This is a genomic window from Actinomadura sp. NPDC048021, assembly GCF_040653135.1.
Classification (GTDB): Bacteria; Actinomycetota; Actinomycetes; order Streptosporangiales; family Streptosporangiaceae; genus Spirillospora; species Spirillospora verrucosospora.
The window spans coordinates 231677-256453 of record NZ_JBEZJQ010000011.1; the positions used below are offsets into that span (position 1 = coordinate 231677).

Genomic DNA, 24777 nt, shown 5'->3' on the forward strand with positions numbered 1-24777 from the left:
TTAGCAGTCAGGCCGGGATCAGGTCACTCAGGTTTTCCGGCGTGTAGACCGTGGAATCCGCGTGCAGGCCGTCCGGGCGTTCCAGGCCGATGAACGTGACCGGCTCGCCGGGCGCCGTGCCGTCCCAGACGGTCGTCTTCCCGGCGTCGAGCAGGTCCACCAGGTGGCGGACGGTCAGGTGGCGGCGTTCCACGATGCCGCGCAGCAGCGTCGACGTCGTCACGCGGTTGTCCTCCACCCGGTTGAAGTTCGTCGCGCCTCCCAGGTGCAGGTGCAGCCACTTGGCGCGCCACCGGCCGTCGTCGCCGCGCAGGAACACCAGCGGCAGCGCGATCCTGCCCGGCCCGCGCAGGTCCGACTTCATCCGGACGGTCCGCGCCTCGAACGGACGCCCCCGCTGCTCCGCGTCGCGCAGCATGAATCCGAAGAACGACTCCTCGACCTCCTCGAATCCCTCCCCGGAGAAGACGTTCACCTGCGGGACGACGAACCGGGCCCTGACTTTCGCCAGGGTCAGGTTGATGAACTCCGAGGCCCCTTCGGGCGCGTCGGTGATATCGCCGGAATGCTCTCCCGCCACGGTGCTGAGATTGGTGTAGGACAGCCATTCGGGGCTGCCGTAGTCCTGGTCGAGCATGAGCGCGGAAAGGTCGAAGTCCGTCCTGTGCTCGTGCTGCCGCCAGTAGACGAAGAACCGCAGCAGCTCGCCGTCGACCGGGGTCACCGACCCGCGCGGCAGGACGCCGAGCCCCTTCCCGGCGGCCTTCCCGCTGAGCGGCAGCGCGACGTCGAGCACGTCGGGGTCGACGACCAGGCGGCCGACGGCCGGGAGGCGGCCCCGGATCTCGTCCTCCAGCATCGCCGCGAGCCGCTCCGCCGCGTCCGGCTCCAGGGGCGGGCGGGTGTCGGGCACGGCGGCGCCGCGGCCGAGCCGGTTGGCGAACAGCCGCGTCCGCCCGGGCTCGCCGGCGCGGTTGAGCAGGTGCTCCCGCACCGACAGCAGCACCCGTCCCGACACCCGGTCGATCACCGACTCGGCCGTGTCGAGCACCGCGTCCCGGGAATCCGGCGCGAGGCGCAGCAGCCGGTCCAGGGACCGGAACAGCGTTCCTGGCGCGCCCGCCGCCACGCGCGCCGCGCCCGTGACGTCGCCGTCCGCCAGCCGCGCCTCGAAGCGCGCCGCGAACGACGGCGCCTTCTTCTCGCCGCGCGCGACCGCGAACACGTCCGCCGCCCCCGCCCACCTCGGGTGCTCGTGCGGGTGGAGCCGCTCGCCGAGCCGCTTCCACGGCTCGCGCCGGGCGGCGACGTCGCCGAGCTTGCCGGGGTCGTCGCGGACGACGCCGTCGAGCGCGGCGAGCAGCGCCCGGCGCGTGGGGCGCGGCATCGAGACGAACCGCGTGGGCTCCTGGAGGGTCACGTCGCCGTCCGACAGCGCGCACGCCAGGCGCAGCACGTCGGTGACCGTGTCGACGAGCAGGCCGGCGCCCAGCGCCAGGCGGACCCGGTTGATCACGGCGCGGTTCTCCCGGACGGGGATCCGCTCGGGATGGGGGCCGGAGGCGTGGTGCGCGGCCAGCTTCTCCAGGGTCTCCAGGTCCTCCTCGCCCAGCGGCGTGGTGCTCTCGGCGAGCCGCAGGTACAGCTCCGCGGCCTCCTCGGCGAGGGCCCGCCCGAGGTGCAGGACGGTCACCCGGTCGCCCGCGGCGGTGACCAGCTCGTCCTGCGCCGCCAGCATCTCCTCGTAGGTGTGCTGGTAGCGGCCGTAGCCCTTGAGGGTGAGCAGGTCGAGAACGCCGTCTCGCAGGGCGCCGCGCGCCGCCGGGGCGAGCGCGGCGTCCTGAAGCGTCTCGTGGAGGAGCCCGAGCCAGAAGTCCAGGGTGTCGGGCACGTTGCGGGGGAAGTCGCGGAAGTAGGAGTTGTGCCGGACGTGGTCGCCCGCCATCTCGCGGACGGTGGCGAGCGTGCGCACCGCGACGCTCCGGACGGTCTGCTCCGACAGCCCCGACAGCGCGCGCAGGACGTCCGCGGAGAGCTTGAAGCCGACCGACATCAGGGCGGCGTCGAACTGCCGCGCCACCGTCGCCCCTTCTCCGGACGGACCGGACGGCGCGGGAATGCGATGCGTGTTCCGGACGACCAATGCCTCAAGCCAGATGTTCACCGCGCCATGGTGACAGAGCGCCATAAATCACTGCACGCTATTAAGTGAGCCGATCAGGAGGCGAGGGCGTGCTGTTCCCGCCGCGCGTCCGGAGTGCGCGAGCGGGCCAGGCGCCGTCCCAGCCTTTGCGCGGGCGCCTCGATCCAGCGCTGCGAGGCCCAGCTCGCCGCCACCAGGACGAGAAGGAACAGTGCGAGGCCGGCCGCGTCCTCGCGTCCGGAAGCGCCGAGGAATTGCGCGGCCACCATGAGCAGCAGCGGATGCAGCAGGTACACCGAGAAGCTGATGGTGCCGAGACCGGTCGCCCAGGCGGGGAAGCTCCGGTTCCGCAGCCGCCAGCCCGCCGCGAACGTCGCGGACGCCGCCAGGACAGCGCCGCACCACACGAGCTGGGCGTTGCGGCCGTAGGGGGCGGCGTTCCACGTCCCGGCGGCGAGCGCGCCCGTCAGGACCGCCGCGCCCGTCGCTCCGGCCGCGCGCCGGGAGATCTGGCCGTGCTCGGCGCGGTGCACGGCGGTGCCCGTGAACATGGCCGCCAGCATGAGCAGGCCCTCCCACGCGCCGAGGCGGCCGTTGACCGCGACCAGCGCGAGGGCGAGCAGCCCGCCGAGCAGTCCGCCCGCGAGGCGCGGCGCGGGACGCCGGGACGACGCCGCCGGGATCGCCACCGCCAGGGCGGCCACCGTCACCGCGACCACCGGGCCCGTCCCCGCGGTGCGCGACAGCAGGGCGGCGGGGGCGTACGCGCCGGTCAGCAGGCCGCAGGCGGTCAGCGCGACCGCCGCCAGCGCGACCACGGTGAGGACCACGGCGGCCGGGGCCGAGCGGCGGTGCCCGCCGACGATGAACAGGGCGACGACCAGCAGGTAGAAGGCCATCTCGTAGGAGAGCGTCCACAGCACGTTCATCGCGTTCGGGACGTTGAGGACGTCCTGCAGCATCGTCATGTGCGCGAGGACGGCGGTCGCGGGGGAGTACTGCTCAAGCCCCGCCCGGAGCCCGAGCACGCCCAGCAGGAAAGGCAGGACGGCGAGGAGGCACGTCACCGCCAGCAGCGGGTAGATGCGGAAGAACCGGCCGACCCAGAACCCGCGCACGCTGCCGCGCCGCTCCAGCGAGGCGGGCACGATGTACCCGCTGACCAGGAAGAACACCAGGACGCCGAACAGGCCGGGGTCGAACCAGTCGGCGAGGCGCACCCGCAGGTCGGGCAGGTACACGTAGCTCGCGTGGTGCAGCGCCACCGCCAGGGCCGCGGCCCCCCGCAGCGCATCGAGCCACCCAAGCCTGGACGATACGGGGGAAACACCCAAAGCGGGAAGCATTCCGACAGACTAGTAGCTCTCGCCTCATCTTCACCATCCAGCTCAGGCCTTCCCTTAATCGAATATCTGCCGTGAAATGGACGAGAAAGGTTTCTCGCTCGCCGCGCTGAATGCGGCGGATCGGAGGGGAAATGCCGGGAATCACGCATCGCTCGACCAGGAAACCCGCGATCAAGTCGCGTTTCCTTTCGCACGGCACGCTGAAGATCACTGATGTGGCGGCGACGCGGCGCTTCTACGAGGAGGTGCTCGGCCTGGAGGTCGTCCAGCCGATGACGGCGGTCCTCTACGTCCGGCTCGGCGGCGACCACACCTACGTGTGCGTGGAGTCCAGGCCGGACCGCCCCGACATGCCGCTGCTCTACCACAACGGGATCGACGTGGGCAGCGACGAGGAGGTGGACGAGGCCTACCGCGCGATAGCGGAGACCGGCGAGGAGTACGGGGTCAGGGAGCTCAACAAGCCCGTCCGCCAGCACGGCGTCTACTCCTTCTACCTCAAGGACCTCGACGGCAACTGGTGGGAGATCGGGCACCTGCCGCCCGGCGGCTACCGGTTCCGGTTCACCGACGCGCGCAACGACCTCACCGGCCGCACGGACCTCACCCCGCGGGAGGCGAAGGACGTCTTCCTCAACCCGGTCGTCGACACCGGCTGACGGCGGCCCTCCCGGGTAACCCGGGGCCGCCGGGGGACGATGGTGGCATGACGACCGACCAGGGTAAGACCACGCTGCCGCTGAGCCCGGACGAGCTGCTCACCACGACGCGCACCGTGCGCAAGCGCCTCGACCTCGACCGCCCCGTCCCCATGGAGCTGGTCCGCGAGTGCCTGGAGATCGCCGTGCAGGCGCCGAGCGGCAGCAACCGGCAGGGCTGGCAGTGGATCGTCGTCACCGATCCCGGGACCCGCGCGGCGATCGGCGAGCACTATCGGCGGGCGTTCGCCGCCTACGCGCAGGCCGGCGGCGCCGGCGGCGCGCAGTACGAGGGGGACCCGGAGCGGGCCGAGGTGCAGCGCCGCGTCGGGGAGAGCGCCGCCCACCTGGCCGACCGCATGGGCGACGTGCCGGTCCTGCTGATCCCGTGCCTGCGCGTGCCCGGCGGACGGCTGCCGGAGGGCAACCAGGCGGGCCTGTGGGGCTCGCTGCTGCCCGCCGTCTGGAACTACGCCCTCGCGGCGCGCGCCCGCGGACTCGGCACCGCCTGGACGTCCCTGCACCTGGTCTACGAGCGGGAGGTCGCCGAACTGCTCGGCCTTCCCGAGGACGTCCGCCAGGGCGCGCTCATCCCGACCGCCTACTACACCGGCGACACCTTCCGCCCGGCCCCGCGGGTCCCGCTGGAGGAGATCCTCCACCTCGACCGCTGGTGAGAGCTTATTGTCGCAGCGCCAATAAGCGTCTAGGATCCGGAGTGCGCCCCGGAGACACCGGCGGCCCCGCGTGATCCCCGTCTACGCGCCAGACGCACGCGGGACCGCCGGCTTCCGGACCGGAGAGGGAGGCCCCGGGGACGGCGTCCGGGCATGGAACAGGGCCGGCGCCGCGAGCGGGCAGCGACGCCGGCCCTGGGATCGGGGACGGGACGGGCTCAGGCCGTCATCTCAGGCCGTCATCTCGGGCCCGCTCATTTCAGGCCGTCGTCGAGGGCCTTGGTCAGGACGCCCGGGTCGCCGGACATCTCCCAGATCATGGCGCCGAGCAGGTTCTTGCTCCGCAGCCAGGCGGTCTTCTTCTGGATCGACCAGGCGTCGTCGAAGGTCCACCACTGGCCGTTGTCGCCGGTGTAGCAGGACGTCGCCACCGCCTGCTCGTCGTGGACGACCCGGCAGTTGGGCACGCTGGCGATCAGGTTGCTGTAGCCGCGCGTCCCGGCCTCCTCCTGGAACTGCCCGGGCGCCGCGCCCTTGGCGGCCTGCCATTCGCCGCTCTTGCCGCCGTCGGTCACGTTCTGCCAGCCGCGGCCGTAGTAGGCGAGGCCGAGCGTGAGCTTGCGCGGGTTCACCCCGGCGTCCAGGTACGGCTTGACCGCGTTCTCGACGCTGAAGTGGAACGGGTACGGGTCGTCGGTATCGGCGTAGAGGTTGCCCTGGTGGCCCGTCCGGTTGGGCTCCCAGGAGTTGTCGCTGCCCGCGCCGTGGAAGTCGTAGCCCTGGACGTTGAAGATGTCCATGGACTTGGCGACCTCCGCCAGCTCCCAGCCCGCGTCGATCTTCGCGGGGTCGGCGGGGGTGAACGCCGACAGCAGGTAGCGCTTGCCGGTCGACTTCGTCAGCTCGTCGAGCTGGCGGCGGAACTCGGCGATGAGCAGCGTGTTGTTGTGCTTGTCGTCCGGGCTGACGTGGTTGCCCGCGTGGCCCTCGGCGCCCGGCCACTCCCAGTCGAGGTCGATGCCGTCGAAGATCCCGGCGGCCGTGCCCGGACCGCCCGCGCCGTTGTAGTCGGGCAGGTTGCCCTTGATGTAGGTGTCGATGCAGGACGCGGCGAACTTCCTGCGGGACGCGTCGGTCCTGGCGACGTCGGAGAAGTACTTGGAGTACGTCCAGCCGCCGATCGAGATCAGCACCTTCAGCTTCGGGTACTTGGCCTTGAGCTTCTTCAGCTGGTTGTAGTTGCCGCGCAGCTTCTCCCAGCCCGTGTCGGCGACGCCGTCCACCGACTGGGCGGCGCTGAACGGGCGCCCGTAGTCGGCCTCGGCGTCGCCCGCTCCGTCGCCCTGGCTCGGGTCCTGCGGGTCGGCCGTGGTGCCCTTCGTGACGCCCTGGAGGCACGTCATGTTGACCGGGTCGACGTTCGCGAACGCGTAGTTGATGTGGGTGAGGCGGGCCGCGTTGCCGGTGGTGTCCAGGTTCTTCACGAAGTACTGGCGGCCGTAGATGCCCCACTGGACGAAGTAGCCGACGCGCGCGTAGCCGCCGCTGACCACGTCGTCGGTCTTCACCTTCACTGCCGCGCTCGCCGCCGACACGTTGTCGTACAGGTCGCGCGCCCGGACGGCGAACGCGTACTCGGTGGACGGCGAGAGCCCCGCGACCGTGGCGCTGGTGCCGGCCACGGTCGTGGCGACCTTCCCGTCCACCAGCACGTCGTAGTTCGCGACGCCGGTGTTGTCGGTCGAGGCCGTCCACGCGAGCTTCACGCTGGCGGAGTCCTTGCCGGTGCTCTGCAGCCCGGTCGGGACGGACGGCGCCTGCGTGTCCGCGGCTGGGTCGTTGGTCCTGACGGTGACGGGCGCGCTGGCGGGGGACAGGTTCCCCTTCCGGTCGCGGGCCTTCACCGTGAACGTGTACTCGGTGTTCGGGGTGAGGCCGGTGACCGTGGCGTTCGTCTCGGGGACGGTGGTCGCGAGAGCCGACCCGTTGTAGACCTCGTACGCGGTGACCGGCAGGCTGCCCGCCTTCGCCGCGTCCCAGGCCAGCGACACGGTCCTGGTCGTCCTGACCGTGGACTTCAGGCCGCCGGGCGCGCCCGGCGGCACGTCGGCGGCGCCGTCGCAGTTGACGTCGTTGACGCGGCAGCTCGTCGGCTCGGCGCCGGACCTGCTGACGGTGAACGTCGGGCTGTAGGGCTCGGTCGTCCGCCCGGCCCCGATCGTGGAGTTGTAGTAGACGGGGCTGAGGGTGACCGTGGTGCCGCTCTGGCTGACCGTCCCGTTGTCGGCGCCGCTCGCGGTCACGCCCGCCGGCAGGTCGAACACGACCGACCAGTTGCTGATCGACGCGCTGGTGTGGTTCGCGACGACGAACTTGGCCTGGGTCCCGCTGACCGTGTACTCGGCGGTGATCCCGGCCGGCGCGGGCGGCGGTTCACCCGTCCCGTCGCAGTTCGCGCCGTTCAGCGTGCAGCTCGTCGGCTGGGCGGCGGAGCTGAGCGTGAACGTCGGGCTGTAGGGCTCGGTGGTCCCGCCCGCCTTGACGGTGTTGATGTAGAACGCCGGGGTCAGCGTCACCTTCGTGCCGTTCTGCGACAGCGCGGCGTTCTGCGGGTTGCTCGCCGTCACCCCGGCGGGCAGTTCGAAGACGAGCTTCCAGCCGCTGACGTCGGCCGTCCCGGGGTTGCCGACCACGTACTTGCCCGTCGTGCCGGACAGGCTGAACGTCGCCGTCAGCCGGTCGGCCGCCTGCGCGGGCGCGGCGGCCAGCGCCGCCACGACCACGAAGGCGACAAGGATTCCGATTAATCTGCGCATGCGCGAACACCTACTTCTGGGGGTGGTTCTTCGGGGTCGGGGAACCGAGGAGCGCCAGCATCCGGTCGATCTCGGCCGAGCGTGAGCTGTCGACGCGCCGCGCGAGCCGCCTCGTCCAGGCGTCCTCGCCCCTGCCGGTCTCCAGCCGCGCCAGCTGGACGGCGTCGTCCTGGTGGGCGATCAGCAGGTCGAGGAAGGCGCGCTCGAACCGGTCCGGCGGCGTCCTCGCCAGCGCCTCCAGCTCGGCGTCGGTGGTCTCGGGCATTCCGCCGTGCAGGTCGTGCTCGTGGGAGTGCGGGTCCGCCGTCGGCGGCCGGTGCCAGGCCCTCAGGCGTCCCGCCATGTCACTGATCTCGGCGAGCTGCGTCGTCTCGATCGCCGCGGCAAGGGTCGCGACCTCGGGGCGGACGGCACGCCCGCGGGCCGTCCGGGCCAGCTTCACGCCCTGGCCCTGATGCGGGACCATCATCTGCAGGAACATGACGTCGGTGGAGTTGAATCCGGTCCCGCCGCGCGCCTGCACGGGGACCGGCGACGGCGGACCGCCGCCGGCCCCGCACTGGACCGCGAGCAGGACGACGCACGCGGCGACAAGCGCCAGCGAGCCGGACGTCGTCAGGCCGCGCCTCATCGTCGCGGGCTCGTCAGACCGGCTGCCAGAGCGCGGCCGTGGTCGGGGGCTCCCAGCCGGCGATCGCCGTGTGCGCCTGGCGGCACGCGTAGGTCGCGCCGCCGTAGGTCACCCGGTCGCCCGCGGCGTAGGCCGTCCCCGCCTTCCACGTCCCGCCCGGCGTCCCGGTCGGCGTGGGAGTCGGCGTGGGCGTCGGCGTCTCGGTGGGCGTGGGGGTCGGAGTGGGAGTCGGGGTCGGGGTCGGGTTGTTCGTCCCGCCGAAGTCGACGTCGGAGCAGGTGTAGAACGCCTCCTGGCTTCCCAGCACCCGCTGCCAGATCGAGTACAGGATGTGGCGGCCCGTCCGCGGCGGGATGTTCAGCGTCCAGTTGGTGTACTCGGACGGGTTCTGGTGCGTGAAGCTCGCCAGCGGGACGAGGTCGCCCCAGCGCAGCGGCTGTGTCGGGTCCCAGCCTTCGCGGGTGAGGTAGAACTCGAAGTTGCTGTCCCCGTGCGGCGCGGACGCGCGGTAGGTGATCGTCTGCTGGCCCGCCCTCATCGGCTTGGCGGGCCAGTCCGCGCGCCGGAGGTCCAGGCCCCGGTACTTGGCCCGTCCGGCGCTGCACAGCTGCCCGTCCGGGATGATCTCCCGGTGCCGCCCGCCCGCGTCCAGCAGCGACACCTCGTTCCAGTCGTAGAAGGCCTGCGCGCCGCTGGCCGCGACGGCCGCCTTGCACGCCTCCGACTTGGGGCTCTCGGGGCCCTCCTGGTTGCACACGTACACGCGGCTGGGCGGATCGGACATCGTGCCGTGCGCGCTCGCGGCCGTCGCCGTGCCGAGCACGGCCAGCGCGGACGCGGCCGGCACCGCGGCCGCCGCCACGGCGGCCTTCCTGCGGGTCGATCGCATGGGTTTCCTTCCGGTGGGGGTGGGGTCCGGTGAAGGAGGCGGGGGGCGGGTCAGGGGGAGGCCGGTCCGGAAGGCCGGTCGGGGAGGGCGGCTCAGGGCAGGCCGTTCAGGAAGGGCTCGTGGCTGTTCATGAACTCCCAGCCGTAGTAGCGGTCCCAGTTGATCGACCACGTCATCAGGCCGCGCAGATCGGGGGACGTCCCGCCGCGGAGCGTGTAGGACCCGCAGTTCTGCCCCTTGACCAGGCAGTTCACGGCCTGCTGCACCTGGGCGGGCGGCGTGTGCCCGTTGCCGGCGCTGACCGCGGCGGGCAGGCCGACCGCGATCTGGTCGGGGCGCAGCCCGGGGAACGTGCGGCCGGTGTTCGCGACCGGGAACCCGGCCTTCACCATGTCGGTCATCGCGATGTGGAAGTCGGCGCCGCCCATCGTGTGGTACTGGCCGTCCAGGCCCATCACCGGCCCGGAGTTGTAGTCCTGGACGTGCAGGACGGTCAGGTCGTCCCGCATCGCGTCGATCACCGGCAGGTACGCGCCCGTCCGGTTGTCGCCGCCGCCCGCGCCGCCGTAGAACTGGTGCCCGACCTGCACGAAGAACGTCTCGGGCGCCATCGTCAGGACGAACTTCGCCCCGTACTTCGCCTTCAGCGACTTCAGCGCCGAGATCAGGTTGACGATGACCGGGGTGGTCGGGTCGCGGAAGTCGGTGTCGCCCGCGTTCAGGTAGAGCGAGTGGCCCTCGAAGTCGACGTCGAGGCCGTCCAGCCCGTACCTGTCGATGATGGCCGACACCGACCGGACGAACGCGTCCCGCGCGGCCGCCGTCGTGAGCTGCACCTGCCCGTTCTGGCCGCCGATCGAGATCAGCACCTTCTTGCCCTGCGCCTGCTTCGCGCGGATCGCGGCGACGAACTCCTCGTCGCTCTCCACGTTCGCGCACTCGCTCGCCGGGCAGCGGGCGAACCGGATGTCGCCGGAGGTGGGCGACGTCGGCTCGCCGAACGCGAGGTCGATGATGTCCCACGCGTCCGGGACGTCCGCCATCCGCACGTAGCCGGAGCCGTTGGCGAAGCTCGCGTGCAGGTAGCCGACGAGCGCGTGCCTGGGCAGCCCGGTGTCGGTGCAGCCGCTGGTCCGCGCGCTGACGGGCCCTGATCTCACCGACTCGCCGACGTCGTTGTAGGCGGCGACCGTGAAGGTGTGCGAGCTGCACGCGGCCAGGCCCGAGACGGTGGCGGCCGTCCCGGTGACCGTGGCCTTGACCGCGGTGCCCTCGTAGACGCGGTAGCCGGTGACCGTCCCGGACGACGCCCCCCACTGGAGGGCGATCGAGCCGTCGGTGACCGCGCCGGTCCTCGGGGCGCCGGGCGCGCCCGGGACGCCCGGCTGCGGCGCGCCGCCGGGACCGTCGAGGGCGACGTCGTCGGCGTAGTACGCGCCGTTGCCGTACCAGCCGTGCAGGTAGATCTGCGCGGACGTCTGGTCGGCGCCGGTCGTGAACGTCAGCGACAGCTTGGTGAAGTCGGCGGCGGACGGCGTCCACGCGGACGTCCCGCCCGTCACGCCGAGGTAGACGTAGCTGCCGCGCACCCAGGCCGACAGCGTGTACGCGGTGTTCGCCTTCACGCTCACGGTCTGCGTGCACTGGCCGGTGCTCCCGGCCGACACCCCGCCCGCGAGCGCGTGCCCGCCCGTCCGCGCAGGGCTCGTCACGACCGAGCCGCCGTCGCACGTCCAGGGGCTGAGCGAACCGCTCTCGAACCCGGCGTTGGCCAGGATGTTGTCCGCGTGGGCCGGGGCGGTGACCCCGGTCAGCAGCCCGGCGACCATGGCCGCCACAACCCAGATCCTCTTCATGGCGGCCTCCCTACGGCAGGGTGTCCAGGTGCGGGCCGACGGTCCCGGCGAAGCCGCCGCCGTTGGTGACGTCCCAGTTGACGGACCACGTCATCGCGCCGCGGATGTCGGGGTAGGTGCGCGACGGCTTGAACGTGCCGCAGCCGGTCCCCTTGGCGAGGCAGTCGAGCGCGTTGTTGACGGCCGACGGGGCCACGACCCCGCCGCCCGCCGCGCCGGGCCCGGCCGGGAGCCCGAGCGACACCTGGTCGGGGCGCAGCCCGTTCTCCAGCTGGATGCAGGCCAGCGCGGTCATGAAGTCGACCGTCCCCTGCCCGTACACCTTCTGGTCGCAGCCGAGCATCGCGCCCGAGTTGTAGTACTGCATGTGGACGACGGTGAGGATGTCCTTGATCTTCAGCGCGAGCTGGAAGTACGACGCGCCGGTCGACTGCATGTCGAGCGTCTGCGGCGCCATCGTGATGATCAGGTCGGCGCCGGCCTTGGCGCGCAGCGCCCGCAGCGCCTGCTCCATGAAGGTCGGGTTGAGGCCGTTCTCCAGGTCGATGTCGACGCCGTCGAACCCGTACTGCGTCATCAGCCCGGACACCGAGTCGGCGAAGAGCTGCGCGGACGCGCCGTCCGCGACCCGGATGGCGCCCTTCTCGCCGCCGACCGACAGGATGACCTTCTTGCCCCTGGCGTGCAGGCCGGCGATGTCGGCCTTGAACTGCGCGTCGGTGTAGCCGCCGAGGGCCGTGGAGAGCTCGGGGTCGAGGCGGAACGAGACCTCGCCGGACCGGCCGGTCGCCTCGCCGAAGGCCACGGCGACCAGGTCGTACTGGTCCGGGACCTGCGAGAGCCTGATCTCCTGCGCCGGGTTGACGAAGTCGTGCCAGTAGCCGGTCAGGAAGTGCTTGGGCAGCGGTCCGGTCGCGCACCCGCCGGTCGTCCCGGTGACGGCCGCGCTGGCCGGCGACTCGCCCTTGTCGTCGTAGGCCCTGACCGTGTAGGTGTGCGTCGAGCACTTGGCGAGCCCGCCGACCGTGGCGGAGGTCCCGGTGACCGTCGCCTTCAGGTCCGGGCCCTCGTAGACGCGGTGCCCGGTGGGCGTCCCGCTTCCGGGCTGCCAGGCCAGCGTCAGCGAGGTGTCGGTCCGTCCGGTGACCGTGGGCGTGCCGGGGGCGCCGAGCCCGCCCGGGGGATCGGTCGGCCCGCCCGCGCAGGGCCGCCCGTTGAACGTGCAGTTCTGCGGGCTCCCGGGACCGTTCCCGAGGAAGCCGAACGTGACGGACCCTCCGGGCGGCAGGACGGCGTTGTACTCGCGGTTCTGGAACGTGTTCCGCTGGCCGTTCTTCGTCAGCAGCGCGTCCCAGTAGGAGCCGACGGACGTCCCGGACGGCAGGTCGAACTCGACCCGCCACCCGTTGATCGCGGTGTCGGTGCCGTTGGTGAGGGTGAAGCGTCCCTCCCAGCCCGAGCCCCAGTCGGAGGGCTTGGTGAAGGTCGCGGCGGCGGCGCCGGCGGCGTGCGCGCCGGGCGCGAGGGCGAGGACGAGGAGCAGGGCGGCGAGGACGCCGAGGGCAGAGCGGGGGCGCAAGGGCTCACTCCATCGCTTCAGGCAGGCTGGCGGATTCCCCCGAACCCCGAGATCGTTCACGTATTAGACAGGAAGGTTTCCTATCTATTTAGGGTCAAGGTAGCCAGCGGCCGGGGCGTCGGCAAGACCCTGGTGCGGGCGCCGTGCGGGCCCCGTGCCGGCGTCCGGGATCACCCCAGCTCGCGCACCGAACCAGCTCCCGCGATCTTGGAAATCGGCAATTCTCGCCGGAACTCGCGGCGATCGACGGCGAACATCGCCAGGTGACCGGCCCGGCCGCCCGATCTAGGCTCGCGAGGACCCCGTGCGCGGCCGGTCGCGGGTAAAGAAACGATCTTCCTGAACATGGTTGATTCAATATCTTGACTGATTCCAGAAAATGGGACAGTCTGGGGTCGTGGCCAGCTCCTTGGACTTCCACGCGATGCTGCGTGCGGCCGCCCTGAGCGTGACCCGCCCGCGGCTGGCGGTGCTGAGCGCCGTCAACGCGCACCCGCACGCCGACACCGAGTCGGTCATCGGCGCCGTGCGCGAGGAACTCCCGAAGGTCTCCCACCAGGCCGTCTACGACTCGCTGCGCGCGCTGACGGCGGCGGGCCTGCTGCGGCGCATCCAGCCGTCCGGTTCCGTGGCCCGCTACGAGTCGCGGATCGGGGACAACCACCACCACGTCGTCTGCCGTTCGTGCGGGGCCATCGCCGACGTCGACTGCGCCGTGGGCGCGGCGCCCTGCCTGACGGCCTCCGACGACCGCGGCTACCTGATCGACGAGGCCGAGGTCGTCTACTGGGGCCTCTGCCCCGACTGCTCAACCGCCCACAGTTCCTGATTCACCCACGGTCGCCCTGGAAGGAATCACATGTCCGAGAAGAACGAAGCCGCCGCCGGTGGCGGCTGCCCGGTCGCGCACGAGCGCGCTCCCCACCCGACCCAGGGGGGCGGCAACCGCGGCTGGTGGCCGGAACGGCTCAACCTGAAACTGCTCGCCAAGAACCCGCCCATGGCCAACCCGCTGGGCGAGGACTTCAACTACGCCGAGGCGTTCGAGAGCCTCGACCTCGCCGCCGTGAAGCAGGACATCGCGCACGTCCTCACGGACTCCCAGGACTGGTGGCCCGCCGACTTCGGCAACTACGGGCCGCTGATCATCCGCATGGCGTGGCACAGCGCGGGCACCTACCGCGTCAGCGACGGCCGCGGCGGCGCCGGCGCGGGCCAGCAGCGCTTCGCGCCCCTCAACAGCTGGCCGGACAACGCGAGCCTCGACAAGGCCCGCCGCGTGCTGTGGCCGGTCAAGAAGAAGTACGGCCGGAAGATCTCGTGGGCCGACCTGATGATCCTGGCCGGCAACGTCGCCCTGGAGACGATGGGCCTGAAGACCTTCGGCTTCGCCGGCGGCCGCCGCGACGCCTGGGAGGCCGAGGAGGACGTCTTCTGGGGCCCCGAGACCGCCTGGCTCGACGACGAGCGCTACAGCGGCGAGCGCGAGCTGGAGAAGCCCCTGGCCGCGGTCCAGATGGGCCTCATCTACGTCAACCCGGAGGGCCCGAACGGCAACCCGGACCCGGTCGCCGCGGCGCGCGACATCCGCGAGACGTTCGGCCGCATGGCGATGAACGACGAGGAGACCGTCGCGCTGATCGCCGGCGGCCACACCTTCGGCAAGACGCACGGCGCCGCGCCGGCCGACAGCATCGGCGCCGAGCCCGAGGCCGCCCCGCTGGAGGACATGGGCCTCGGCTGGAAGGGCACGCACGGCACCGGCAAGGGCCGCGACTCCTACACCAGCGGCCTCGAGGTCACCTGGACGCCCACCCCCACCAAGTGGGACAACACCTTCTTCGAGGTCCTCTTCGGGTACGAGTGGGAGCTGACCGAGAGCCCCGCCGGGGCGCAGCAGTGGCGGCCGAAGGACGGCGCGGGGGCCAACACCGTCCCCGACCCGGAGGACGGCACGCTGAACCGCCAGCCGATGATGCTGACGACCGACCTGTCGCTGCGCTTCGACCCGATCTACGAGCCGATCTCGCGGCGCTTCATGGAGAACCCGGACGAGTTCGCCGACGCGTTCGCCCGCGCCTGGTTCAAGCTGACCCACCGCGACATGGGCCCCGTCAGCCGCTACCTCGGCCCCGAGATCCCGTCCGAGACGCTGATCTGGCAGGACCCGGTCCCGGCGGTGGACCACGAGCTCGTCGACGCCGAGGACGTCGCCGCGCTCAAGCGCCGCCTGCTGGACTCCGGGCTGTCGGTCGCCCAGCTCGTCACCACCGCGTGGGCGTCGGCCGCGTCGTTCCGCGGCACCGACAAGCGCGGCGGCGCCAACGGCGCCCGGATCCGGCTGGAGCCGCAGCGCAGCTGGGAGGTCAACAACCCCGACGAGCTGCGGAACGTGCTGCGGACCCTGGAGCAGGTCCAGGAGACGTTCAACGCCGAGCAGACCGGCAACAAGCGGATCTCCATCGCGGACCTGATCGTGCTCGGCGGGTGCGCCGGGGTCGAGGAGGCCGCCAGGGCCGCCGGGTACGACGTCGAGGTGCCCTTCACGCCGGGGCGCACCGACGCCTCCCAGGAGGAGACCGACGTCGAGTCCTTCGAGGTGATGGAGCCGACGCACGACGGGTTCCGCAACTTCCTCCAGAAGGGCAACGTCCTGCCGGGCGAGTTCCTCCTGGTCGACAGGGCGAACCTGCTCACGCTGACCGCGCCGGAGATGACGGTCCTCGTCGGCGGCCTGCGCGCCATCGGGGCGAACTACGACGGGTCGTCGCTCGGCGTCCTCACCGACAACCCCGGTGCGCTGACCAACGACTTCTTCGTGAACCTGCTCGACATGGGCACGGTGTGGAAGGGCACGGGCGAGGACCCGATGACCTCTGAGACCTTCGAGGGGCGCGACGCCTCGGGGGCGCTCAGGTGGACCGGCAGCCGGGCCGACCTCGTGTTCGGCGCGAACTCCGAGCTGCGCGCCGTCTCGGAGGTCTACGCGAGCGACGACGCGGGCGAGAAGTTCGTCCTCGACTTCGTCGCCGCGTGGGACAAGGTGATGAACCTCGACCGGTACGACCTCACCTGATCGGGAACGTCCGGGACGTCCGGGCCGGTCGCTTCGGTGGCCGGCCCGGACGCCGTCACGGGGCTGTGCGGGCCGGGCGCGGCCCGGGCGCGGCCCGGGTCAGCCGGCGTCCGTCCGGCAGGCCGGGCACAGGCCCCAGAACGTGACGTCGGCCTCGTCGATGAGGTAGCCGGCGTCGTCCACCGGGTCCAGGCAGGGCGGGTGCCCCACGGCGCAGTCGACGTCCTTGATCGCGCCGCAGTTCCGGCACACCAGGTGGTGGTGGTTGTCGCCGACGCGGCCCTCGAACCGGGCGGGGCTTCCGGCCGGCTCGATGCGGCGGACCAGCCCGGCCGCGGTGAGCGCGTGGAGCGCCTCGTACACCGCCTGCAGGGAGATGTGGCCCACGCGGTCGCGCACGCCCGAGGCGAGCGCCTCGACGCCGAGGTGGTCCCCGGCCCGGACGGTGTCCAGCAGGGCCACGCGGGCGGCCGTCACCCGAAGTCCGGCGCCGCGCAGCTCCTCGGCGGCGGACGGGGTCTGGGACGCGGTCATGGCGCCGAACCCTCCTCGTAAACGCGAATCGTTTAAGACAACAAATGAGGCAAGTCTAGCCGGGCGGGCCGGAGGCGGGCGCGGCCCGCGTCCCCCGAGCCGGGACGCGGGCCGCCGGCGGGACGGTCAGAAACCGGCCGTGATCTTGGTGAACTCCCAGGGCTGCTGGTCGGTGCCGCTGCAGTTCTCGGCGACGCCGCCGCCCGGGCAGGGCCGGTCCCGGTTGACCGACCAGAACGCCAGCCTGGCCAGGCCCTTGGACTTCGCCCAGTCGCGGATCTTCGTCCAGGTGGCGGTCGAGGTGAGCTCCTGCTGGTCGGACAGGCCGTTCATGCCGGAGATCCCCATGTGCGAGTAGGCGGTGGCGTCCGACCACCCGAACGCCGACTTCAGCGCCGTCTTCAGGCCCTCGGACGCGTTGACGGTGCTGCCGTACATGTCCGCGCCGCCGCCGAAGTCGAACGGCATGATCGTGAAGACGTCCACGTTCGCCTGCAGCGCCGCGGCCTGGTCGATGAGCCGCTTGCCCCAGTAGTTCGGCCCGGTGGTGGTCGTGCCGAACGTCAGGATCGTCTGCAGACCCGGGTTGTTCTGCTTGAGGATCTTCAGGGCGCCGAGGACGCGGTCCTGCACGGCGGCGTTCTCGAACTCGTCGCTGTTCTCGATGTCGATGTCGATGGCCTTGAGCCCGTAGGCGTCGATGACCTTCTGGTACGCGCCGGCCAGCGCCTCGGGCGTGGAGCAGTTCGGGCCGAGCTTGTTGCCCGACCAGCCGCCGACGGAGGGCAGCACGTCGCCGCCGGCCGCGCGGATCTGCGAGATCGCCTGCTCGTCCACGCCGCCCTTGAGCGGGCGCTGCCCGTCCCAGCCGGGGTTGCAGCCGCCGCTGGACAGGATGAACGCCATCGTGAACCACTTGATGCCGGTGGCGCTCATGACGGTGGAGGGGCTCGGCGGGTCGCCCCAGCCCATGTACAGGTAGGGCGCGGCGCGGCGGCTGGCGGGCGGCGGCTCCGTGCAGCCGGTCGTGGTGGCCGTGACCGGGCCGCTCGCCGCCGACTCGCCGGCGGTGTTGTACGCCTTCACCGTGTAGGTGTGGTCCGAGCAGGCGGTCAGCCCGCCGACGGTGGCGCCGGTCCCGGTCGCGGTGGCCCTGACCGCCGTGCCCTCGTAGACGCGGTAGCCGGTGACCGTGCCGGACGAGGCCTGCCACGACAGCGTCAGCGAGGTGTCGGTCCTGGCCGTCACGGTCGGCGTCCCGGGGGCGGAGGGGGTGCCGGGCGGAGGCGTGTCGCCGCCCGTGCAGGAGGCGCCGTTGACCGTGCAGTTCTGCGGCGCCCCGGCCCCGTTGACGATGAAGCCGAACGTGACGCTGGCGCCGGCGGCGACGCTCCCGTTGTACTCGCGGTTGGCGAACGCGGCGTGCTGCCCGGACTTGGTGAGCAGCGCGTCCCAGTAGGTCCCGACCGACGAGCCGGACGGCAGGTCGAACTCCACCTTCCAGCCGGTGACGGCGGAGGCGGTGCCGTTCTTGATCGTGTACCTGCCCTCGTACCCCGAGCCCCAGTCGGAGGCCTTGGCGAAGGTCGCCGTCACCGAGGCGGCGGCGCCGGCCTGGACGGGGACGAGGAGGGCGAGCACGAGGGAGCAGAGGGCGGTGAGCAGGAAACCGGGGAGAAGCCTTCTTCTTCGCAATGTCACTCCCGGGTAGGAGACGTGGACGAGCGGGAATCCCCCGAACCCCGAGTCGGTCGCGCGCGATCTGATAGGAAACTTTCCTATAAAACTCGAATGCACCGTAACCACCCGCCCGCCGCCCCGCAAGACCCTGGCGCACACCGATCGCGGCCCGCCCGGACGCCCGTCCGACCACCCCTGCTCCCGGACCGAACCGGCCGGTCGGACCCCGGAAAGTCCGTCCGGCCGCGCGCCCCCGCGGATCCGCTGGTGGGCGGCGGAGGGCGCTGGCATGATCGTCGAATCTCGAACCCTGACAGAACGGTGCGTCGATGCCCCCCAGAACCGTTTCCGCCGCCGCCGCGCTGGCCGTCGCCGCCGGTGTGCTCGCCGGCGGCGCGACCGCCGCCGAAGCCGAGTCGCTCCAGTTCCGCGTCGAGGTGCCGAAGCGCCTCTCCGTCGGCAAGGGCGACTACAACGCGTCCTGCGCCATGGACGTGTGGGTGTGGGGCACCCAGGGTCCCTCGGTCGCCTACTCCAGGGCCTATCTGATCGACCCCGACGGGCGGATCCCCGCGGGCCGCGTCTACAAGCGGGTCCTGGCCAAGGACCAGGTCGGCTGGTCCGTCGGCTGCCCCGGCCACGTGGAGGACCTCGGACGCTGGCGCGTCCGGGTCGTCGCCTACAACGCGAGCGGCAAGGCACTGGGAAGCCGCGAGGACTACTGGTACGAGAAGTTCGACACGGCGATCCAGAGCTACAACGCCGCGCCCGAGCCCGTGCGCGCGGGCCGCCCGATCGCCGTGTCCGGCCGCCTGAAGCGACTCAACGACTTCGCCACCGGATACACCGTGTACCCGGGCAAGACGATCCGCGTCTACTTCCGTCCCCAGGGCTCCGCGTCCTGGACGTACATGGGATCGGCCAAGACCGCCCGCGACGGCCGGTTCCAGAAGGCGTTCACGGCCAAGCAGGACGGCTACTGGCGCGCCTACTTCCCCGGCACGAGCAACTTCGACCGCCAGAAGTCCGCCGACGACTTCGTCGACGTGCGCTGACCGGTTTGGAAAACGAGAACGCCCCGCCCGTCCGGCGGGGCGTTCTCCGCTTTCAGAAGCAGCGGTCGGCGGTGACGATCTCGGCGCGCATGTTCGACTCCATCATGCGCAGCGCGGCGTCGCCGAGCCCGGCGTCGATGTGCGCCACCGCGTCCCGGACCACCCGGAGCTGGAAGTGCCGGACGTAGGCGTCCAGCGCGCTGTAGAGGACGCACTGCTCGGTGACCTGGCCGGTGAGGACGACCTGCTCCACCTTCTCGCGGGACAGCAGGTACTCCAGCGCGGTCCCGTAGAAGGCGCTGTGCCTGACCTTGGACATGAACCCGCAGCCGGGCTCCGGGACGACGGGCTCGACCAGGTCGGGCCGCCGCCCCTTCAACGCGCGGTCGACGAGGTCCCTCCGGTCGGCCGAGAAGTCGCCGTAGTTGTCGTTGACGTACAGGACGCGCACGTCGTCGCGCCGCCTGGCGTCGTCCAGCAGGCGCCGCAGCGGGCCGACCATCTCCTGCACGCTCTCGATCAACGCGTCCGCGTCCTCGTGCTCGTACGGGTTCAGCATGTCGATGACGATCAGTGCGCTCGTGCTCACGGACGTGCCCTGCCCGGCGGGGAGGATCGCAATCATGACCGCCGCCCGCGGCGTTCTCCCAGGCCCGTCGCGGAAAGGCGGTGCCGGTATGTCACAGACCCGGAGGGAGGGGCGTCTTGAGGGGAGAGGCATTCCAGGGAAGGAAGAAGAGGATGCGAGTCTTCGTCACCGGAGCGACGGGAGCGCTGGGGCGCCACCTCGTCCCCGGGCTGATCGCGGCGGGCCACCAGGTCACGGCCGCCACGAGGTCGCCCGCCCGGGCGGCGGTCCTGCGCGGGACGGGCGCCGAGCCGGTGGTCCTGGACGGCTTGGACCGCGACGCCGTGGTCGCGGCGGTGCGGGCCGCGGCGCCGGACGTGATCGTCCACCAGATGACGGCGCTGGCGGACATGCGGAGCCTGCGCAGGGTCGACCGGGTGTTCGCCGCGACCAACGAGCTGCGGACGCGGGGCACCGACAACCTGCTGGAGGCCGCGGACGCCGCGGGCGTCCGCCGGGTCGTCGCGCAGGGCCACAACTTCCTCTACGGGCATTCCGGCGGCCCGGTGAAGACCGAGGACGACCCGGTCGAGACGCGGCCGGTCCCGTCGGCCGAGCGGACGGTGGCGGCGATCAGGTACGTGGACGAGACCGTGCGGCTCAAGGCGCCGGAGGGGATCGTGCTGCGCTACGGCACCTTCTACGGGCCGGGCGCTTCGGACTCCATGGTGGAGCTCGTGCGGAAGCGGCAGATGCCGGTGGTCGGCGGCGGGGCCGGGGTCTGGTCGTTCATCGACTGCGCCGACGCCGCGTCCGCGACGCTCGCGGCGATCGAACGCGGCGAGCCGGGCGCGTACAACGTCGCCGACGACGACCCGGCGCCCGTCGCGGAGTGGCTGCCCCGCCTCGCCGAGGTGGCGGGCGCGAAGCCGCCGCTGCGGGTGCCCGCGTGGCTCGGGCGGCTGCTCGCCGGAGAGTTCGTCGTGGCCCAGATGACCAGCGCGCGGGGCGTCTCGAACGAGAAGGCGAAGAAGGAGCTCGGCTGGGAGCCGCGGTACGCGAGCTGGCGGGAGGGGTTCCGCGCCGCGGTCGGCGCCTAGCGGCGGGGGCGCGACTTGTAAGCGACTCCTTATTCGGGTTTAGCTTACAGGAGTCGTTTCGTCAGGAGGTCGCGCCGATGACGGTGACCGAGGGGACGCCCGCGAGCCCGCCGGACGGGCGGGAGCGCCGCGGCGAGCCCGCGCCGTCCGGTACATGCCGATCGCCTACCGCGCCCGGCAGGCGGCCCGCGCCCAGGAGCGGCTGGAGCGCGCCCTGGCACACCGGCCCATGTGAACCCCCCGCAGGAGGTCGATCACCATGCCCGCCGAAGACCCGCTGGCGGCGACGGCCGCCGCCGCCCCCTCGAAGATCGCGGTCGTCGAGGGCGAGCGGCGCCTGACCTACCCGGAGTTCAACACCCTCGTGAACCGGTACGCCAACCTGCTGGTCGAGCACGGCGTCCGGGCCGGGACCAAGGTCGTGTGGTGCGGCCGCAACAGCACCGAGGTCGTCGCGCTGATCTCGGCCCTGCGCAAGTGCGGCGCCGTCGGCGTCCCGCTCAACTACCGCCTCACACCGGAGGAGACGGCCTACGTCGTCGAGAACGCCGACGCCGCGCTGGTGGTGTTCGACGCCGAGCAGGCCCCCCAGCTCGAAGCGGCCCGCGGCCTGGCGGCCGGCGTCCGCGCCTGGCTCGCCTGGGGCTCCGCGCCGCCGGACTGGGCGTCCTCGCTCGACGCCCTGGCCGACCGGAGCCCGGGAACCGAGCCCGTCGCCCGCGGCGCCGACCCCGCGGCCGGCACCTCGATGTTCTACACCTCCGGGACGACCGGCAAGCCGAAGGGCGTCGTGCGGGGCGAGCCCGACCCGGCCCTGGTCCTCGGGCTGGTCGGCGAGATCGGCTTCGAGCCCGGCGACGTCTACCTCACCACCGGCCCGCTCTACCACTCGGGCCCGATGAGCTTCATGCTGATCGTCCAGCTCATGGGCGGGACCGTGGTCGTGATGCGCGACTTCGACCCCGAACGCTGGCTGGACCTCGTCGAGCGGCACCGGGTGACCACCACGTTCTCCGCGCCGACCCCGATCCGCCGCGTGGTGGACCTGCCGGAGGAGGCGATCCGTCGCAGGGACCTCTCCTCGCTGCGGCGGGTCATCGCCAACGCCGCCCCGTGGCCGTTCGAGCTCAAGCGCCGGTACGTCGACCGCATCGGCGACGGCTCCCTGTTCGAGGTGTACGGCTCCACCGAGCTCGGCGTCGACACCGTCCTGCGCCCCGAGGACCAGATGCGCAAGCCCGGAAGCTGCGGCCGCGCCGCGCCCGGCGTGGAGATCGCGCTCTTCGGCGAGGACGGCCGCCCCGTCGAGGAGCCGCGCGTCCCCGGCGACCTCTACGTGCGCGGCGCCGGCACCTTCAACGCCTACTACAAGGCGGAGGGCAAGTTCCGGGACGCCGGCCGCGGCGACTGGCTGACCGTCGGCGACATCGCCTACCGCGACGAGGAGGGCTTCTACTACATCTGCGACCGCCGCACCGACATGATCATCTCGGGCGGGATGAACATCTACCCGGCCGAGATCGAGGCCGTCCTCACCGCCCACCCGGCGGTGGCCGACGCGGCCGTGTTCGGCGTCCCGTCCGACGAATGGGGCGAGTCCGTCCACGCCGCCATCGTCCCGGCACCGGACGCCGTCGCCACGGACGACGAGCTCCGCGACTTCTGCCGGGAGCACCTGGCCGCCTACAAGACCCCCAGAGGCTTCGACCGGCTCGCGGAGATCCCCCGCAACCCCTCAGGCAAGACCCTGAAACGCCAACTCCGCGCCCCCTACTGGGAATCCCGCCCCTCCAACCTCACCTGATCCGGCCGCGGTCGGGTGCCGCGGCCGCCGGCTCTCGTCCGGTCAGGGGTGGGCGCGTTCGGTGTGGCGGTGGTCTGCCTTTCCCTCGGGTTCCGTAGGGCGGGCCCAGGGAGAGCGCTGGCCGGGGTGGCGGTGGTGGGTTCTGGCCCGCCTCGGGAGGCGTTGGGTCAGGTACTCCGTGGCGTCCTCGGCGTCCCGGGGGAGGGGCGGCGCGGTGCCCCGGTCGGCGAGGCGCGCCGAGGTGATCGTGAGCTCGTAGTGGGCCCACACCATGGCGGCGTTCTCCAGGCGGCCGGGCGTGGCGTGGACCAGGTAGACCTCGGACAGGGCGGTGACGATCAACAGGACGGGCGTGCCGCGGTCCAGGTCGGCCGCGGTGGGGTCGGACGGCCAGACCGCCACGCGCAGGCGCCGGTCGTCGAGGACGCGGAGCTCTCCCCAGTCGGGCACGCAGACCCGGGGCCGCCCGTCCGGGGCGCAAGTGATCATAACGACGGGGTGCTGGCGGGAGGGGGCGCTGCTGATCGCTTGGACGGCGGCTGGGAGCACCTCGGAGGAGAAGGCCATCGGCATGTCCGCCTTACGTCGAAGGTCCGACCGGCCCGGCGGGCGCCCCGGGCCGGTCCCTGCGCGTCTCACTCACTCGATCATATGTTCGATTTCAGGGTCGGGCGAGCGAAAATTCGACGAGCGAGGGCGCCTGCATCATTCCCAGTGGAGGGGGGCCGCCATGCGCCGACCTGTCGTGCAGGAGACATGGTTGGCCCGTTGAGGATGCGTCGAGCTCGGCGGTCCGCATCCGGGCGGACGCGCACGGTGAGCCGCCGGCGCCGTGGCGTCGGCGGCTCACCGTGGAGGGCGCGGAACTCCCGTCAGGCGGCCGTCCCGATCGGTGCGGCCTTCCGGTGGGCTCGGCGCGCCAGGGCGTAGTGCAGCCCGCCCGCGACCAGGGCGCCCGAGAGCCACGAGAAGTCGGTGTTCCCCAGCGTCCGCGCGATCGGGCCCTGCAGGGCGGGCACCGTGCCGAACTGCCACGCCCATGCCGCCAGCAGCCCGAGCGCCAGGCTGACCAGGGCCCGGACGTTCGCGCCGCCGTCCCGGTAGAGGGCGGACACGTCGATCCGGCCGCGCCGCAGGACGAAGAAGTCCACCAGGACGATCGCCGCCCACGGGCTGATCCACACCAGGATGGACGCCATCCAGTGGTCGAACGCCTGGGCGAAGCTGTCGGCGTGCACGAACACCACCAGCACCAGGGACGCCACCGTCCCGGCCACCAGCGTCACCTTCCACCGGGCGACCCGGATGCCGACCGACAGCGCGGCGAGCGAGCACGAGTACAGGTTCAGGATGTTGGTCGCCACGGGCCCGTGCATGATCAGCAGCAGGACGGGCACGGCCATCACCCCGAACGCGCCCGTCACGAGGCTGGAGGGGTCGCCCCCGTCGCCCGCGCTGGCGAGGCAGGCGCCGAGTGCGGCCAGCCACACGGTGGGGACGTACATCCCGAGCGCGGTGGACCAGAACACCGACCGGTCCGAGGCCGCGGGGCGGACGAAGCGGCTGTAGTCGGCGGAGTAGGGCAGCCAGCTGATGCCCCAGCCGATGCCGATGGCGGTGAGCAGCTGGGTCACGGCGGTGAACTTGTCGCCCGCGGTGGTCGCGGTGGAGGCCGTCCAGTGGAGGTCGGCCTGCGCGAGGGCCAGCCCGGTCATGACCACCATCACCAGGACCGTGGCCGGGACGGTGTACTTCTCGAACGTGCGGATCGCGTAGAACCCGTAGAGGGCCAGGAGGAGCTGGGCGCCCATGATGAGCCCGGCCACCAGGTAGCGCAGCCCTGTGCCGCCGTGCACCCCCGCCTGGGCGAGGATCTCGATCACCAGGTCCAGCACCACCCAGGTGTTGACGCCGACCCAGCCCATGGTCAGCAGCCCCTGCACCAGGCCGGGGACGAGGGCGCCGCGCCGGCCGAACGGCCCGCGCCCGAGGACCATCTGGTTGACGCCGGTGCGGTGGCCGATCACGTTGAACAGCCCGAAGACCGCGCAGCCCACCAGGTTGCCGAGGGTGACGACCACCAGGGTCTCCACCAGGCTCAGGCCGAGCGTGACGCCCAGCGCGCCGAGCACCCAGTTGATCGGCGCGATGTTGGCCCCGCACCAGATCCAGAACTGCTGCCACGGCGTGGAGTCGCGGGCGGAGGCCGGGATGGGCTCGATGCCGTGTTCGTCGAAGCGAACCTGATCTTCCAAGCGAACCGGTTCGGCGGCCGGGCCTCGGTATGCGGATTCGTTGCTGGACATGGGTTCCTCCGTCCGTGAC

At 72.0% G+C, this 24777-nt stretch carries 20 protein-coding genes; 7 read left to right on the forward strand and 13 right to left on the reverse strand.

What is annotated here, in order from left to right; all coding sequences use genetic code 11:
• Positions 1-7: 7 nt before the first annotated feature.
• Both AB0C87_RS20440 and AB0C87_RS20445 read right to left on the reverse strand, forming a co-directional pair.
• On the reverse strand, positions 8-2080 hold the full coding sequence (locus tag AB0C87_RS20440; protein ID WP_360578969.1) for a hypothetical protein: 2073 nt from the start codon (positions 2078-2080) through the stop codon (positions 8-10).
• A 137-nt stretch (positions 2081-2217) separates the two neighbouring features.
• A complete protein-coding gene (locus tag AB0C87_RS20445) occupies positions 2218-3489 on the reverse strand; it encodes an acyltransferase (protein ID WP_360578971.1) in 1272 nt (423 codons plus the stop codon).
• A gap of 131 nt (positions 3490-3620) precedes the next feature.
• On the opposite strand from AB0C87_RS20445, the gene AB0C87_RS20450 reads away from it, so the two are divergent.
• Positions 3621-4148: a VOC family protein gene (locus tag AB0C87_RS20450; protein ID WP_360356598.1), complete on the forward strand. Its 528-nt coding sequence runs from the start codon at positions 3621-3623 to the stop codon at positions 4146-4148.
• A gap of 47 nt (positions 4149-4195) precedes the next feature.
• Complete coding sequence (locus AB0C87_RS20455; protein ID WP_345179494.1) at positions 4196-4864, forward strand: nitroreductase family protein; 669 nt, start codon at positions 4196-4198, stop codon at positions 4862-4864.
• Between the two features lie 254 nt (positions 4865-5118).
• Here AB0C87_RS20455 and AB0C87_RS20460 read toward each other — a convergent pair whose 3' ends face one another.
• The 5 genes from AB0C87_RS20460 to AB0C87_RS20480 all read right to left on the reverse strand — a co-directional run bounded on the left by AB0C87_RS20460 (position 5119) and on the right by AB0C87_RS20480 (position 12635).
• Positions 5119-7680 carry a glycosyl hydrolase family 18 protein gene (locus tag AB0C87_RS20460; RefSeq protein ID WP_353833067.1) on the reverse strand — a complete coding sequence of 854 codons (2562 nt, stop codon included), beginning with the start codon at positions 7678-7680 and terminating at the stop codon, positions 5119-5121.
• A 10-nt stretch (positions 7681-7690) separates the two neighbouring features.
• Entirely contained in the window at positions 7691-8311 is a 621-nt protein-coding gene (locus tag AB0C87_RS20465; protein WP_353833066.1) for a DUF305 domain-containing protein, read from the reverse strand.
• A 13-nt stretch (positions 8312-8324) separates the two neighbouring features.
• On the reverse strand, positions 8325-9200 hold the full coding sequence (locus AB0C87_RS20470; RefSeq protein WP_345179490.1) for a lytic polysaccharide monooxygenase: 876 nt from the start codon (positions 9198-9200) through the stop codon (positions 8325-8327).
• A 92-nt stretch (positions 9201-9292) separates the two neighbouring features.
• The gene (locus tag AB0C87_RS20475) at positions 9293-11056 is read right to left on the reverse strand and encodes a glycoside hydrolase family 18 protein (RefSeq protein WP_345179489.1); all 1764 of its coding nucleotides are present in this window, start codon (positions 11054-11056) and stop codon (positions 9293-9295) included.
• A gap of 10 nt (positions 11057-11066) precedes the next feature.
• Positions 11067-12635 (reverse strand): cellulose binding domain-containing protein, encoded by a 1569-nt coding sequence (locus AB0C87_RS20480; RefSeq protein ID WP_345179487.1) that lies wholly within the window; start codon positions 12633-12635, stop codon positions 11067-11069.
• 397 nt (positions 12636-13032) lie between these two features.
• On the opposite strand from AB0C87_RS20480, the gene AB0C87_RS20485 reads away from it, so the two are divergent.
• Positions 13033-13464, forward strand: a complete 432-nt coding sequence (locus AB0C87_RS20485) for a Fur family transcriptional regulator (RefSeq protein ID WP_345179486.1) — start codon at positions 13033-13035, stop codon at positions 13462-13464.
• Between the two features lie 30 nt (positions 13465-13494).
• On the forward strand, positions 13495-15711 hold the full coding sequence (gene katG / locus AB0C87_RS20490; RefSeq protein WP_345179483.1) for a catalase/peroxidase HPI: 2217 nt from the start codon (positions 13495-13497) through the stop codon (positions 15709-15711).
• A 99-nt stretch (positions 15712-15810) separates the two neighbouring features.
• On the opposite strand, the gene AB0C87_RS20495 is transcribed toward katG, so the two are convergent.
• Positions 15811-16245: a Fur family transcriptional regulator gene (locus tag AB0C87_RS20495; RefSeq protein ID WP_345179481.1), complete on the reverse strand. Its 435-nt coding sequence runs from the start codon at positions 16243-16245 to the stop codon at positions 15811-15813.
• 126 nt (positions 16246-16371) lie between these two features.
• On the reverse strand, positions 16372-17940 hold the full coding sequence (locus AB0C87_RS20500; protein ID WP_345179479.1) for a cellulose binding domain-containing protein: 1569 nt from the start codon (positions 17938-17940) through the stop codon (positions 16372-16374).
• 314 nt (positions 17941-18254) lie between these two features.
• Here AB0C87_RS20500 and AB0C87_RS20505 point away from each other — a divergent pair, with 314 nt between their 5' ends.
• The gene (locus tag AB0C87_RS20505) at positions 18255-18980 is read left to right on the forward strand and encodes a hypothetical protein (RefSeq protein ID WP_345179478.1); all 726 of its coding nucleotides are present in this window, start codon (positions 18255-18257) and stop codon (positions 18978-18980) included.
• Between the two features lie 52 nt (positions 18981-19032).
• Here the strand turns inward: AB0C87_RS20505 and AB0C87_RS20510 are convergent, their stop codons facing one another.
• Positions 19033-19605: an isochorismatase family cysteine hydrolase gene (locus AB0C87_RS20510; protein ID WP_345179475.1), complete on the reverse strand. Its 573-nt coding sequence runs from the start codon at positions 19603-19605 to the stop codon at positions 19033-19035.
• A 116-nt stretch (positions 19606-19721) separates the two neighbouring features.
• On the opposite strand from AB0C87_RS20510, the gene AB0C87_RS20515 reads away from it, so the two are divergent.
• The gene (locus AB0C87_RS20515) at positions 19722-20648 is read left to right on the forward strand and encodes an NAD(P)-dependent oxidoreductase (protein ID WP_360578977.1); all 927 of its coding nucleotides are present in this window, start codon (positions 19722-19724) and stop codon (positions 20646-20648) included.
• 61 nt (positions 20649-20709) lie between these two features.
• On the opposite strand, the gene AB0C87_RS20520 is transcribed toward AB0C87_RS20515, so the two are convergent.
• Positions 20710-20871 carry a hypothetical protein gene (locus AB0C87_RS20520; protein ID WP_360578979.1) on the reverse strand — a complete coding sequence of 54 codons (162 nt, stop codon included), beginning with the start codon at positions 20869-20871 and terminating at the stop codon, positions 20710-20712.
• Between the two features lie 36 nt (positions 20872-20907).
• On the opposite strand from AB0C87_RS20520, the gene AB0C87_RS20525 reads away from it, so the two are divergent.
• The gene (locus AB0C87_RS20525) at positions 20908-22452 is read left to right on the forward strand and encodes an AMP-binding protein (RefSeq protein ID WP_353833062.1); all 1545 of its coding nucleotides are present in this window, start codon (positions 20908-20910) and stop codon (positions 22450-22452) included.
• Between the two features lie 42 nt (positions 22453-22494).
• On the opposite strand, the gene AB0C87_RS20530 is transcribed toward AB0C87_RS20525, so the two are convergent.
• Both AB0C87_RS20530 and AB0C87_RS20535 read right to left on the reverse strand, forming a co-directional pair.
• Positions 22495-22941 (reverse strand): hypothetical protein, encoded by a 447-nt coding sequence (locus tag AB0C87_RS20530; RefSeq protein WP_360578982.1) that lies wholly within the window; start codon positions 22939-22941, stop codon positions 22495-22497.
• A gap of 383 nt (positions 22942-23324) precedes the next feature.
• Positions 23325-24707, reverse strand: coding sequence for a cytosine permease (locus AB0C87_RS20535; RefSeq protein ID WP_345179465.1), 1383 nt, complete (start codon positions 24705-24707; stop codon positions 23325-23327).
• Between the last annotated feature and the right edge of the window lie 70 nt (positions 24708-24777).

Coding starts and splice junctions, on each gene's coding strand:
- AB0C87_RS20495 (WP_345179481.1), bottom strand. CDS start 16,245: ATGACCGCGTCCCAGACCCCGTCCGCCGCCGAGGAGCTGCGCGGCGCC.
- AB0C87_RS20505 (WP_345179478.1), top strand. CDS start 18,255: ATGCCCCCCAGAACCGTTTCCGCCGCCGCCGCGCTGGCCGTCGCCGCC.
- katG (WP_345179483.1), top strand. CDS start 13,495: ATGTCCGAGAAGAACGAAGCCGCCGCCGGTGGCGGCTGCCCGGTCGCG.
- AB0C87_RS20475 (WP_345179489.1), bottom strand. CDS start 11,056: ATGAAGAGGATCTGGGTTGTGGCGGCCATGGTCGCCGGGCTGCTGACC.
- AB0C87_RS20510 (WP_345179475.1), bottom strand. CDS start 19,605: ATGATTGCGATCCTCCCCGCCGGGCAGGGCACGTCCGTGAGCACGAGC.
- AB0C87_RS20450 (WP_360356598.1), top strand. CDS start 3,621: ATGCCGGGAATCACGCATCGCTCGACCAGGAAACCCGCGATCAAGTCG.
- AB0C87_RS20460 (WP_353833067.1), bottom strand. CDS start 7,680: ATGCGCAGATTAATCGGAATCCTTGTCGCCTTCGTGGTCGTGGCGGCG.
- AB0C87_RS20470 (WP_345179490.1), bottom strand. CDS start 9,200: ATGCGATCGACCCGCAGGAAGGCCGCCGTGGCGGCGGCCGCGGTGCCG.
- AB0C87_RS20525 (WP_353833062.1), top strand. CDS start 20,908: ATGCCCGCCGAAGACCCGCTGGCGGCGACGGCCGCCGCCGCCCCCTCG.
- AB0C87_RS20515 (WP_360578977.1), top strand. CDS start 19,722: ATGCGAGTCTTCGTCACCGGAGCGACGGGAGCGCTGGGGCGCCACCTC.
- AB0C87_RS20445 (WP_360578971.1), bottom strand. CDS start 3,489: ATGCTTCCCGCTTTGGGTGTTTCCCCCGTATCGTCCAGGCTTGGGTGG.
- AB0C87_RS20465 (WP_353833066.1), bottom strand. CDS start 8,311: ATGAGGCGCGGCCTGACGACGTCCGGCTCGCTGGCGCTTGTCGCCGCG.
- AB0C87_RS20455 (WP_345179494.1), top strand. CDS start 4,196: ATGACGACCGACCAGGGTAAGACCACGCTGCCGCTGAGCCCGGACGAG.
- AB0C87_RS20530 (WP_360578982.1), bottom strand. CDS start 22,941: ATGATCACTTGCGCCCCGGACGGGCGGCCCCGGGTCTGCGTGCCCGAC.